Raw genomic sequence first — 13,503 nt, forward strand, 5'->3', positions numbered from 1 at the left:
ATAATTATTTATCAGTGATATGTTGTGACATGAGGATAAGGACTCCACTAAACAATAAAAAAGATGATCTGATTTTCAATATCATTCAAGGAGACGAAAAAGCCTTTCGCCAACTTTTTGATATGTATTATCTCAGATTATACCATGTGGCTATCTACTATCTATCCTCCAAAGAATCAGCTGAAGAAGTTGTATCTGATGTTTTTTACACGATTTGGAATAGAAAAGAAACACTCCATGAAATAGAAAATATAGAAAGTTATCTCTACATTTCTACCAAAAACCAGGCTCTACATTATATAAGAAGATCTAATACTCCAGAGTGTTCACCCTTAGACTTATATAATATAGAGTTGATAGCAGACAATACCAATCCAGAATCTGTTTTACTGGACCAGGAGCAACAGGAACTGATACAGAAAGCAATCAACTCCTTGCCGGAAAAATGCAGGGAAGTATTCAGATTGTTCCTTTCCGACAAACTCAAGCAAAAAGAAATCGCCACTTTACTGAATATATCACAAAAGACAGTAGAAGCTCATATTGCAACGGCTTATAAGAAAATACATGCTTATCTGAAGAAAAGGTATTAACAAATTTCCCTTTAAATGAACCGAAATCTCGTTTAAAAGGAGTTTTTTCTCGTTTTAAACGAAGTGAGGGTCCGTTTTAAACGAATTTACACCTCGTTTTAAACGAACCCACCCTATTTTTAGAAAAGAATTATCCCATATTCTTTCAAAAGACTTTAAAGTAGTCGACATCGACAAAGCCTTTGCCGTCTGTTACGTCCGGGTTAATGCAGAAAAGTCCGACTTTAGCGCCGATCCACTGTCCTTTCGATATTTCGAAACGGTCATCCAATGTCGTAAAATGCATACCGTCCATGCTGTAAGAATACCGGCAAGTCGCATCTGGATAGACCTTTACCTGCAGCCAAACATCATTCGATGGACAGTCGGCATTCTTTATTTCATGAGGGATATAACCACAATTCTCTCCCTTTCCCTCGCTAAGGACAATTTGTTTCTTTCCGCCTTTTTGCTGTACAGACAGATAAGAGTAATTATTTCCCATCATGACCAGACCAGCCCTTTCGCCTTCCTGCAAATGACTGACATTCATCTTCACCGTCGAAGTAAACTCCGGAGCAGGTAATTTCTGAAGTAACAGATTCCCGGAATAATAAAGATTCCCGTCTTCTGTCGGAGATGAAACGGCATACAATCTCAATGCCCCTTCCGAAGCGGTCAGGGAATACCATTTAGACTGACCTGCGGCCTGCCATTGCCACTGTAAACCCAGTTTGCTGTCGTTGAATTCATCGGAAGTCTGTGGCGATTCGACCGGATATGTTTTACCGACATTCGGCTTTTTGTGAGACAGTACAGGCAACCCGCATCCTTCCCCTTTTTCATCTATACCCATAACAGGCCAGTCGTTTTTCCAGTCACCGGGTTGAAGATGGACAATACGGCCATACACCCCTTTGTCCTGAAAATGGATGAACCACCATTCACCGGTCTGTGTATCGACAAAACCTCCCTGGTGAGGTCCGTTTATGCCGTTGCCTTCCTGCAAAACTTTCTTCGATTCATACGGTCCTTCGATATTCCTTGAACGCAGTACTGTTTGCCAGCCAGTCGAAACACCGCCCGCCGGAGCCAGGATATAATACCAGCCATTCCTCTTCATCGTCTTCAATCCTTCGAGCACCGGATTTTCTTTTTCGTCCCAATAGATGATCTTCCCGTTATCGAGGATGCTCAAACCATCTTCCGACATACGGTGCAGATAGACCGGACCACCACAGAGCTTGCTTCTCACCAAATAAGCCTTTCCGTCTTCATCCCACAAAGGACAAGGGTCCTCCCACTGCGACACATGCAAAACATGCTTCAAGGTCCATTCTTTAGCAGGATCGGTCGTATAGGCAGCGAACAAACCCTCCTGCGGAGTGCAAAAATAGACATAATACTTTCCGTCGTGATAGCGGATTGCCGGAGCCCATGACCCTTGTCCGTGTGCCGGATAATCATAACGATCTAAAGGCAGACGCGGATAAACATGGTTGATGATCTTCCAGTTCACCAAATCTCTGGAATGCAGGACCGGAATACCGGGTGCACAGGTAAAACTGGATGCGACCATATAATAATCATCACCGACACGGATCACATCCGGATCAGAGTAATCGGCATGTATGATCGGGTTACGATAGGTTCCGTCGCCGTTATCGGCAACCCAAACCTGGGCTTTCAGACAGCATGCGGTTAACAGCATACCGATTAAGAGTAAGAATTTTCCTTTATTCATCTTCCTATTTATATATTAAACATTGTCCTGAATTGAAATACTTTTCACGATGAATCAGATGCACAAAGATAATATAAAAAGACGTACCTCTATATAATAATCGTTTGGGAACAGAGAGAAGCATCAACAGGCTCGTTTACCTAATCTATAAGGTTGTCTGAAAACTGTAAGTGGATACAACGTTATCCGACGTACGGATGGTCAGGACAAAATCGTATGTTTTTCCTTTCTCAAACTTTATTTTGTTGGTTAGTGTCACATTTGTTTTGCCATAAGGAGCCAGAGATGTTAATTCAGCTTGTCCTATTGCTTTCCTGTTGCCATCCTGCAGTTGCTCCAGTGTCAGAACAGCAGGTGCAGAAGCTATCTGTCCGAAATTCTCTACCACGACACTTATATCCGGGCTGTCTGATGCAAATACCGGCATCCGGGCAGAAAGAATCGGATCGTTATAGCTGATCCAAGGCAGACGGGCATATCCGTAGAGCAATTTACCGGAAGTCGTTTTTCCTATTAATTTAGGGGCGAACTCTTCGGCAGTTATGCCGTTACCTTTTGCATCGAAAGTAACAATCAGGTCTTTCCCGTCATTCTCCGTACTTTGAACTTTACAGCCTCTGCCATAATTGACCTCTGTAGATGCACCGAAACGCAAGGAATTGAGATCGATATCCGTCTGCGGGTTAAATCCTTTCTCGGCAGCAATCTTTACACGGATCGCTTTTGTTTTATCCGTAACAGGCTGAGTATCGAGAACGGTCAGCAGCAGACCCGGATTCAACGGGATACTTATATTCTTGGAGCTATGATTGTCATTCGGAAGGTCTTCATTTTTCAATGTATCAATCACGGCAAAATTAGCCTGGATAGCACGACCGTATTCATCCTGTAAAATCTTGATACGCTCATACTTGAACCAGTTTTCCACCTTTCCGTCCTCATGCACGGAAACACCCGGCAGATAAGCCTCTCCCGGATCGGTTACCCAGTTCACGCCGTCTTTTGAACGGAGATAGAAGGCGATACGTCCCAACCAGTCATTTACGATCAGGTGATACTGGACATGATCTCGCCAAACGACAGGGTCTTCAAATTCTCCTTTTACCGGAGGATATACCCGTTTGTCCGTAATCTGATTGTAAGGGGAAAGTCCGGTTTGGCTGATCCATACGCCACCTCCACGGCATACCATCAGGTAAGAGCCGTCCTCACGCTGTGCGAATGTCAGATTTGAAAGGCCCTCGATAATGCGGCGGTCGCGGTTGTCGAAGTCAAACTTCTTACGGGTCCACGGACCGTTCAGGTCGTCCGCCAGGTAATAGCCGTCGATAACATAAACGACCACACGTCCGTCTTTCAGGCGGAAAGCCTCCGGGTTATGTCCCGAACCGATGGTATCTTTGATTATGAACGGGCCGATAGAATTATCGCATACGGCATGATAGACCGTCGAGTTGGGCCAGAACATATGTCCTTTCGGAGAATTTTCCGGCCAACCGCAAACATACAGATGGTATTTATTATCCTCATCTTTCAGGATATTTCCTCCCCAATAGGAACGGACATTGTCTTCAATCCCGTTATCCACATAGCGCGGAACAACTTCTTTGGCTCCCCATACATCGGAGCTCAGTTTTCCGGCAGGCATAGGAAGAAAACGGTCTATGAACCGGGCACCTTCGACAAGATTATCCCACTCAGCGGGACGCGGCCTTTCTGTGATCTGTGCAGTCATACTCTGCGTTCCGATACAGAAAGCGACAGAGGTACACAATAATAAAGAATAGAGTTTCATAGTATTAATAATTAAGCTTTTAATGCTTCAAATGTATAACATTTACAGATTGGATACAGCCGGTTATATGAAAAAAAACTACGCAAAGGTTTGCGTAGTTCTGATAGTCCGGCACTATAAAGCTATGGAGGTGATATGGTTAAACCGGTCGCTTGACATAGTAATGGTAACCGGCTGATACAGTAGTGCCAGCCGGTTACCATTACTAATAAAGAGAAATTTCTCCCAAACCGGCACGTCCTTCGGAGACATTTTCTATTGTCAGACGAAGATATTTTATTTCACGGTCGACAGTCATCGGTTTGAACTCCCAGCCTGTACATTCCCGTTCATACAAAAGTTCCCAGCGTTCGCCATCCTGCGACGTCTCTACTTTGTGCTTATAGGAAGAGCTGTCTTTCTGGAAAAGAATACGGCTGGCTGCCACATAGCCCGGACGATCCAACGTCAGCGTGATTACCTGCGGAAGTTTATCTTCGCCTGCGATCCACCAGGTGTGATCATCATTATCTATGATATTCGAGGACGGATACCCGCTCTGACTGCTGCCTACCTGGACGGAAGCGATCTTCAGGCGGGGTCTTTCCAATATACGCTTCTGCCAGGAAGAGGGCTTCACGACTACATTATCTTCTTCCTGTCCTTTGAATGCCGCATGTTCTCCATCCGGCAAATAAGAGTTACGGAAAGGTTCCGTCATAACCTCTGCCCTACCGGCTGATAAACCGTCCGCGGTAACTTCCACAACGATCTTACCGGCCTTTTTCGTCGTACGTATAAAGGCAAAACCGATACCGCCTTCGACTTTTTGCGGATTGATACCGATACGGCTGATCGTATCTCCGATCAGTGTACCTTCTCCCGATACCTGTATCCGGATCTCCTGCCGGGAGTTGTAGACTAAAGTGCCATTCTTATCGCAAACCTTAAAATAGACAGGGATCATATCTGAACCGTCTGCCACGGGAATAATACCATTCGTTTTGATATCTACTACCAGATGATCCGGCTGTTCGGGTGTCGTCACATGATGTGTAGCCACTACTTTTCCATCCACAAGGGCTTCCGCTTTCAATGTCCCGGCTTCATATTCTCCGGCATTGAAGATGAATACGGGGCTGCCTCCTTTTTCAACGACCGGACGATACAGCGGTGTCCTTTCCTCGCGTGTCTGTTTTCCGATTAATTGATCGTTACGGTATAATTTTACTTCATCGCAATTGGAGAAGACCGTAATATCTGTTGTAGAAGAGGTAAAACCGGCAGATGCATTATAGGAAGCGATAAAGACCATCGGCCCATCGTACAATCCCGGCTGGGAGACAGACTTGTCGCGCATACTCTGCAACATGAAATAACTGAACTTCGGATAACGGTTGATGTCGACCACACCGCTGTACATCGTTTCATCCTGGCTTCCACGTGCATAATCGTTGTAACTCCATACAAAATGCCCTCCCATATGCGGATTGGCATCCAGCATGCACCAGTCGAAATACCCTTTGCCATTCAACTGTTCGATACGGCTGCGACACTGACGCATCTGTTCTTCTTCATTCTCTTTCAGACTGACACGGGGCTTCTCTCCTACACCGTCTCCCCACTCGCGGGTAAACAAGGGTTTGACCACGATGAAGTCTTCGGGATAATTACTCATCACATCGCCATCCTTCGGGAATTTGGATACCTGTTTGTAAAAGACATCGTAATAAGGTTCCATATCGGCATGCCCGAAGTAATCGCCAGCTGTGTACATCTGGTCACCCGGATATTCCGCATGGGACAGTTCCTGGATTTCTTTTGCCAATGAGACCGGATAACGGGATTCATTCAGCGCCGTTTCCCAAAGTACGACGGAAGGGTGATTCCGATCCCGGCGAATCATCCGGCGTCCAACATCATAAAGCCGTTTGATAAACGTGGAATCGGGATTATAAAACTGCCAGCCGGGAATACATTCGACAACCAACAGACCATACTTATCGCAGGCATCCAAAAAAGCCGGATCACTCGGATAATGGGCGGCACGGACGGCATTGTAGCCCCCCTGCTTCAGGTCGATCGCATCCCGTACCTGCATCGAATTGGAAGCGGCATCACCGACATTGGCAAAAGCCTGGTGACGGTTGGCTCCGCGCATATACAGTTTTTCTCCATTGATAAAGAACCCCTCCTCCGCTGTGTAACGGATTGTACGGATACCGACTTTTTCCTCTGTCTCATCCAGTACTTTTTCACCGGATAGGATTTGTGTCTGCAAGGTATAAAGATGGGGCGTGTAAGGATGCCATAAGGCGGGATTGTCGACAATCAAATCCTGCGCTACTGTTTCGTCCGACTGCTGCTGCAAATCGACCGGAGTCTTCACTTCGGCAACCACATACCCCGTAGAATCTTTTAACTGAGAGAATAAGGTCAACGTTTCATTCTTATCCGATTGATTACGGATATGTGTGGAGACATGGACTCTTGCCCTTTCTTTCGTCACCTCCGGAAAAGTGATGAACTGGCCGCCACCGGCAACTATCTCTACCTGCAAAGGATCGGTTATATATATTTTATCGGTAATAACCATCCTGACATCCCGGTATATACCGCTATAATAATAGAAGTCCATCTTATCCTGCGGCTTTCCCGGAGGAGTCAGCGGATCATGTTCAGCAGAAACACGGACTGCCAGTACATTATTACCGTTCCAGTCGACATGATCCGTCAGATCAGCCACAAATCCCATATAACCGCCATGATGTTCCGTTATCTTTTTTCCATTCAAATAAACATCACAGTTTGTCATAACTCCCTCAAAAGAAACAACGATTCGTTTATCCTTATCTGTTTCCGGGAGCTTAAAATAACGGCGATACCAACCGACACCGTCATATATTGAGTTTCCTCCGCAATGCTTTGTTTCCAGTTGCATGATATGCGGCAGGACGACAGGCATCCAGCCGGAATCATCCAAATCCATCCTGCTGCCGTCATTTACATCGCCCCGGAAGAAAGCCCAGTCAGTGTTCATATCCAATACCTGACGGCCGGAAGAGGCAGAGCTACAGCCATATCCCGAAAGCAGACCGGCAAGCAGGAAAAGGGAATAGAGTATGTTTATGTATTTCATGTCTTCAAGTCTTTTCGATACATTTTCGATACAAAAGAAGGGATATATCAGAAATAATCCAATATATCCCTCTACTTAATCCAAATATAGTTGTTAATACCTAATTAATAGCCAGTATTCTGTTTCAGATTTGGATTCTTATCCAGGTAATCCTGCTTGATAGGTAGATAACGGTTATGAACGGCAAACGAACGGTTTTCGATCAGAGCAGTTCCGGATATCGTTGCACGCATGAAAGGATTCGATTCGCTCGCATTCACAGTTCCTGTTACGCGGGTCAACGGGCCGTTCATCAGAGTTTCGGCCAACATTTTACCACTATCGTCTTTCCAACGCAGGATATCGGCACGGCGAAGACCTTCACCTGCCAGTTCAGAAGAACGCTCGCGGCGGATCAATTCACGCAATTTTGCTTGCGTAGCATATTTACCACGGTCTACTGCCGGCATACCGACACGGTTACGAACCTGATCCAACATACCGTATATTTCGGCAGACGGGCCATTCAATTCGTTTTCCGCTTCGGCATAACTTAGTAATACTTCGGCATACCGGAAGATAATTACGGAGGCATTCGTAGCCCACATATCAGCATATTGTGACTTATCCAACAGATATTTTCCCCAGGTTAATCCTGTCTTGGAAGCATTATCGGCGTCGTCCGGGTTATTCGGGTTTTTACTTCCGTCGATCGTAGCATCCAGTGTATTTAGGATACCGCCTTCCCAATCCATACCGGGAAAAAGAACGGTCATGGCCATACGCGGGTCACGATTTGCATACGGATGGGTAGCGTCGTAACCGCTTCCGGCTTCTTCCTTGGTCAAACCGTTACTCATTTCGTAGGCATCTACCAGGTTTTGAGTCGGAACCATCGACGACCAACCGCCGTCTGCATTGTTATACATTGTTCCGATCATCCAGTTATCATACAGGTTCTCGTCACGCTGGAAGGCCGCGATAATTTCTTTCGAACCTTGTCCTGCTACGGTGAAAAGATTGTTATAGTCAGGATCCAATTCATATTGTCCCAAGTCCATAATCGCCTTTGCCGCCTCTTTCGCACGCTGATAGTCACCATAATACAAGGCCGAACGCATCTTGAGAGCCATAGCTGTTCCTTTGGCGATATAACCTCTTGCCGCAGGTGCATCGTTTAACAGAGGAATGGCCGCATCGATTTCGTCGTAAATAAATTTCTTTACTTCTTCTTCCGTATTGCGGGCTACTTTAGCTTCCTCGGCTGTCTCATACGACTCGATGATAGGCACACCGCCATACCACCAGTTCTTCAAGAAATATTGGAAAGCACGGATCGTTTTTACCTGGCCGATCATATTACTCTTCTTACCGGCATCGGCAAATTCAAGAGGTTCGATGTTCTTCAGAAAATCGTTACAACGACGGATCAATGAGAAGCCGTAATAATCTGCCACCTGGTTACTGGCTGTCATACTGCCGTTACCGATGTTTTTCCAGTTTTCATGGATATGGTAGTTGAAACCGAAATCGGAACCGCAGTCCCAATACATGATACCGGTCTCATCGCCCCAACCGTCGTAACAGCCGATCAGGAACTTTTCTGCATCGGCTTCCGTCTGCCAGGTAGTGGCGGGCGAGAGTGCATCCTTGGGTACTGTATCCAAAAAGTCTGAACAGGACGTTCCGGCCAATGTCATTCCGGCCAGCATATATATAAATAAGCGTTTCATGTTATATTCTTTTATTTTATTCATAACTAATCGTTCCTATTAGAATGTTATATTCACACCGAAAGCATGTGTCTGAGTCAGCGGGAAGCTGGAAGCACGTTCGCTGGAGATTTCCGGATCAACGCTGACAAGCATGTTATGGATCGTAAACAGGTTTTCCACAGAATAATACACGCGCAGGTTCTCGATACCGGCCGATTTCAGGATATTCTTCGGAATCGTATAACCGAACTGAAGGTTCTTCAGACGCAGGTAACTTGAATTCTGTAACCAGAAAGTCGACATTACATTTGACGATAAGCTGGGAGAGGTAGTGGAATATGCGATACGAGGCATTTTCGCATCCATATTATCCGGCGTCCAGGCATCCAGCCATACGGTTGCAGGGTGAGAGTCGTCGCCATTGAAGTAACCGGTCACTTCCTGGTTAATCAAACGGTGTACACCGGCGGCACCGGCAAACATCATGGAAAGGTCGAAACCTTTATAACCGGCATTCAAACTCAAACCGAATGTAACGGAAGGGTCTGTCGATCCGCCCAGGATACGGTCGTCGGCAGTTATCTTACCATCATTATTCGTATCGTGGTAAATCAAATCACCGGCTTTAAACTTGCGGGTACCGAACGGATAACCGTCCTGTTTTGAATACTTATCCATCCAGGCCTGAGCTGCGTCATCCGATTGGAAGAAACCGTCGGCTTTATAGACGCGGTAAGAGTTCAGACGCTCACCTACACGGCGAAGTTTGTTTTCATTATTCGGGTCTACCATGTCAGTCACTCCTCCCAGGTTCAATACTTCGTTCTTGTTATAGGCAAAGTTACCGGTTGCACCGAATGACCAGTCACCCCATTTATTATTGTAGCTCAATACGATTTCGATACCTTTATTGACCATTTCGCCTACGTTGTCTTTATAGGCTTCCAAACCAAATTCCTGCGGAACAGGAACGTCCATAATGATACCGGTCGTCTTGCGGTCGTAGTAATCGATCGTGAAGTTGATCTTGTTATTGATCGTTGCATCTAGACCTAGCCCCCATGTACGTGCTTTTTCCCAGGTGATGGTAGACAATTTATAAGACTTCTGATAATAACCCGATTGCAGAGAGCCGCCCAACGGATACTTTGCATCCAGATTATAGGTATTCATCCAGGGATAATAATCCGTCAATGCATCCTGGTTACCCAGTTTACCCCATGAAGCACGAACTTTCAGGTTGTTCAACCAATCTTTCGTGTTTTCCATAAAACCTTCTTCACTGATACGCCATGCACCGGAGAAAGAGGGGAAATAGCCCCAACGATTACCGTCGGCAAAGCGGGAAGAAGCGTCTGCACGGATATTGGCTTCCAGGATATATTTACCCATAAAGTCGTAGTTGATACGTCCGAACCAGGAGATCATAGCCAGCTCGCGTGAGAAACCTTCATTCTTCTGAGTAGCTGCATCACCGGCATTCATGTCGGTCAGATCGTTGGTCGGGAAGTTCTTACGTTCCATCTTATGTTCCGTATAGTCGTACTTTTCAGTATGCCATCCGGCCATTGCTTTCAAGCCATGTTTACCGAACTGTTTGTCGTAATTCAATAAAGCGTCGAAAGAGGCACGATGCCAGCCGCGAAACTCTTCGTTCAGCTTGTTCGGCTCCGTCGCTTTGTTCGGGTTATACTGGATAAACTTTTGGAAAGCCTTATAATACTGCTGGTTATTCACATACGAGCCTGTCAGCGTGGCAACCAGTCCGTCGATAATCTTATAATCGGCAGCCAACGTTCCGGAGAAGTTCTGATTCTTACGGTCGACCGTCTGATCTGCATCCAGCCAGGCAATCGGGTTACCATCGGAGATAGTGCCGTATGTGCCATCATCGTAACGATTCACGATCCACGGAGCGATACGGTTCAACTGACGGATAATTTGGTCGGAACTACCGCTCGCATAGGATGAGTTCGGATCGGTATAGTCATTCTTGATATAAGCCAAATTGAGGCGTACATTCAGGCGCGAATTGAGCTTCATATCCATATTGGTACGACCGTTGAACTACTGCCGTTCGGCATGCGGCAGGATACCCGTCTGATGCAGGTAACCGACAGAGCCCATGTACTTGGCTGTTTCCGTACCACCTGTTATGCTCACGTTATGAGAGTGCTGAACACCTGTTTGATATGCTTCGTCATACCAGTCCGTATTCGGATAATCAGGATCTGTTCCGCTTTGGAACAAATTGATCTCTGCATCTGTGAAACGCGGGTTCAGGCCTTCGTTAATCAAGGATTGATTGTAAAGACGGGCATAATCGTAAGAGCTCATGCGGTCGATCGTTTCAGTCGCTTTCTGAACACCTACATAACCGTTATAAGAGATACGCGGCTTACCGGTCTTACCCCGTTTTGTCGTGATCAGGATAACCCCGTTAGAGGCTTTCGATCCGTAGATGGCAGCCGAAGCAGCATCCTTCAATACGGAGATACTTTCGATATCGTTCGGATCGACCGAGTTCATCGTACCGGTTTCGACACCGTCCACCAGGATATACGGGTCGGCGGTATTCAATGTACCGACACCACGCACACGGATCGTTGCCTGGTCCTGTCCCGGACGTCCTTGTCCGGAGGTTACCATCACACCGGGCATGATACCCTGAAGGGCTGATGATACGTTCTGCACGGGACGGCTTTCCAATACTTTGCTGTCGACTGTTGCAACGGCTCCCGACATATTGACTTTCTTCTGTACACCGTAACCTACAACGACAATTTCTTCCAGTTTCTGTGTATCTTCCACCAGATTAACCGATAATGTAGCTTGTCCGCTGTAAGGAACTTCCTGCGTCAGATAACCGATGAAAGAAACTTGGATCACATCACCGTTTTTGGCTTCCAGCATAAATTTGCCGTCGATGTCGGTGATACTACCGGTCGTAGTTCCTTTGATAATGACGTTCGCTCCGATAATAGGGTCTCCACTGGCATCAGTAACGACACCGCTTACCATCTTGTTCTGCTGTGCCACACCGGCAACACCATTCATCGCTTTCACCGAATTGTCTGCTTTTACCAGTACCTGACGGTCTATGATCTGATAATTATATCCGGTATTCTCGAATACTTGCTCAAGCACCTCTTCCAAAGAGGCGTTCTTGGCTTTCACACTAGCTTTCCTGTTGACGTTTACATTATTGTCGTTAAAGAAAAACGAGAACTCACTGTTCTTCTCGATATCCTTCAGGATTTCAATGATACTACTGTTCTTTTTGTTGATCGACACTTTGTAGTTCTGCGCGTAGGTAGAGGCAGAAATACAACAGGCCACACCAAGTGAAAATAAGGTTGTGATCTTCATAATACGAATTGTTTTTCTAAATAACGGGACACAACAATCCCTGTCATTGTTTTTTTTCATAACTTTGTATTGTTTTTGATGAATACTAAATGCAAGTCCTTGGCTTCGACTCCTTTGTGACATGCATTTTTCGAAAACTCACGGATTGGAAGGTACTTGCAGGTATCTTCCAATTTTTTTAGGTTAACCCCTCTATTTGTCCATAGGCTATAAATTTAAGTTATTAATTATTTGAGCTTTATTACAAAATTTCCATTAGTGGTCTTCTGATATCCAAGCGGAGAAGATTCTCCCATTATAAATAAGATACGTTCCAGCGATTCGTCCCTCACTTTGAATGTAAAACGGTATTTATCTGCCAGATCCTGCTGGCACATGACCTTGCGCCCGTACCATTGTTCAAGGCGCGGAATGATCATCGATAGTTTTTCATTCTCAAAGCTGAGTATTTTCTGCTTGCGCCAGGCGGTATATTTATCGGCATCGACAGGCTGGATGTAAGTCGAGTCGGCCCATCTATCATGTACGATCTTTTCATCCGGTGAGAGGATAAAGTCCTTCATATCTCCTTTCGGATGATTTAAATTGATTTTGACGCTACCGTTCAATAAAACAGTTTCCGATTTATTCTCTATTTCATAATCGAAAATTTCGAAGGCCGTACCCAGCGCCTCGATCTGCATATTAGAAGTATGTACGATGAATGGCTTGGCGGGATTTCTGTAGATATCAAAGAAAGCCTGTCCGTTTAACTGTATTTCGCGGGTTTCTCCGGTAAAGTCGGCGGGATAAGTCAACCGGCTACCGGGGCCCAGCTGTACAAACGTACCATCGGGCAAAGAAACCGACTGCATATTCTGAATACCGGAAGTTACGATATACATTGCAACTTCTTTTTTATTGCCGGCTATATAGAAAGCCATGCTTCCCGCTGCCAGCAATAACAGCAAGGAAGCTGCTATACTGTAAATTTTATAATATAAATATCTTCTGTCAGAGACTCTGGAGTAGAGTCTCTGACAGATATGGTACCATATCTGTCTACCGTCGGCGTGATCGGAGCTGACAGCGTCAGGTGCATTCTCCCATTGGCTGAACATTTGCCGCTTCACGGTCTTCCGATCGTTCAGGGCAGCCTGCTCTTCCTCCGCCAATGCATCCTGCATCAGTTTTTTCAATATATGTTTTGTATCCTTCTGATCCATCTCTAT

At 45.7% G+C, this 13,503-nt stretch carries 6 protein-coding genes and 1 pseudogene; 1 reads left to right on the top strand and 6 read right to left on the bottom strand.

The genetic code is table 11. The annotated features are described in order from the left end of the window. Nucleotides 1-29: 29 nt before the first annotated feature. On the top strand, nucleotides 30-593 hold the full coding sequence (locus DXD68_RS15830; protein ID WP_122362511.1) for an RNA polymerase sigma-70 factor: 564 nt from the start codon (nucleotides 30-32) through the stop codon (nucleotides 591-593). Between the two features lie 145 nt (nucleotides 594-738). Here the strand turns inward: DXD68_RS15830 and DXD68_RS15835 are convergent, their stop codons facing one another. The 6 genes and pseudogenes from DXD68_RS15835 to DXD68_RS15860 all read right to left on the bottom strand — a co-directional run bounded on the left by DXD68_RS15835 (nucleotide 739) and on the right by DXD68_RS15860 (nucleotide 13,497). Beyond that, nucleotides 739-2,316: a glycoside hydrolase 43 family protein gene (locus DXD68_RS15835; RefSeq protein ID WP_122362512.1), complete on the bottom strand. Its 1,578-nt coding sequence runs from the start codon at nucleotides 2,314-2,316 to the stop codon at nucleotides 739-741. 145 nt (nucleotides 2,317-2,461) lie between these two features. Beyond that, on the bottom strand, nucleotides 2,462-4,111 hold the full coding sequence (locus tag DXD68_RS15840) for a glycoside hydrolase family protein (RefSeq protein ID WP_122362513.1): 1,650 nt from the start codon (nucleotides 4,109-4,111) through the stop codon (nucleotides 2,462-2,464). Between the two features lie 205 nt (nucleotides 4,112-4,316). Next, a complete protein-coding gene (locus DXD68_RS15845) occupies nucleotides 4,317-7,229 on the bottom strand; it encodes a glycoside hydrolase family 2 TIM barrel-domain containing protein (protein WP_122362514.1) in 2,913 nt (970 codons plus the stop codon). A gap of 104 nt (nucleotides 7,230-7,333) precedes the next feature. Continuing rightward, nucleotides 7,334-8,941 carry a RagB/SusD family nutrient uptake outer membrane protein gene (locus DXD68_RS15850; protein WP_122362704.1) on the bottom strand — a complete coding sequence of 536 codons (1,608 nt, stop codon included), beginning with the start codon at nucleotides 8,939-8,941 and terminating at the stop codon, nucleotides 7,334-7,336. A 39-nt stretch (nucleotides 8,942-8,980) separates the two neighbouring features. Beyond that, nucleotides 8,981-12,292 (bottom strand): annotated as a pseudogene (locus DXD68_RS15855) (TonB-dependent receptor). Between the two features lie 227 nt (nucleotides 12,293-12,519). Further along, nucleotides 12,520-13,497 carry a FecR family protein gene (locus DXD68_RS15860; protein ID WP_122362515.1) on the bottom strand — a complete coding sequence of 326 codons (978 nt, stop codon included), beginning with the start codon at nucleotides 13,495-13,497 and terminating at the stop codon, nucleotides 12,520-12,522. Between the last annotated feature and the right edge of the window lie 6 nt (nucleotides 13,498-13,503).

The organism is Parabacteroides sp. TM07-1AC (genome assembly GCF_003480915.1).
GTDB classification, from domain to species: domain Bacteria; phylum Bacteroidota; class Bacteroidia; order Bacteroidales; family Tannerellaceae; genus Parabacteroides; species Parabacteroides chongii.

What these genes read in the sequence shown, in the direction of transcription:
- DXD68_RS15830 (WP_122362511.1), top strand. Translation starts at nt 30, where the DNA reads ATGAGGATAAGGACTCCACTAAACAATAAAAAAGATGATCTGATTTTC.
- DXD68_RS15835 (WP_122362512.1), bottom strand. Translation starts at nt 2,316, where the DNA reads ATGAATAAAGGAAAATTCTTACTCTTAATCGGTATGCTGTTAACCGCA.
- DXD68_RS15840 (WP_122362513.1), bottom strand. Translation starts at nt 4,111, where the DNA reads ATGAAACTCTATTCTTTATTATTGTGTACCTCTGTCGCTTTCTGTATC.
- DXD68_RS15845 (WP_122362514.1), bottom strand. Translation starts at nt 7,229, where the DNA reads ATGAAATACATAAACATACTCTATTCCCTTTTCCTGCTTGCCGGTCTG.
- DXD68_RS15850 (WP_122362704.1), bottom strand. Translation starts at nt 8,941, where the DNA reads ATGAAACGCTTATTTATATATATGCTGGCCGGAATGACATTGGCCGGA.
- DXD68_RS15860 (WP_122362515.1), bottom strand. Translation starts at nt 13,497, where the DNA reads ATGGATCAGAAGGATACAAAACATATATTGAAAAAACTGATGCAGGAT.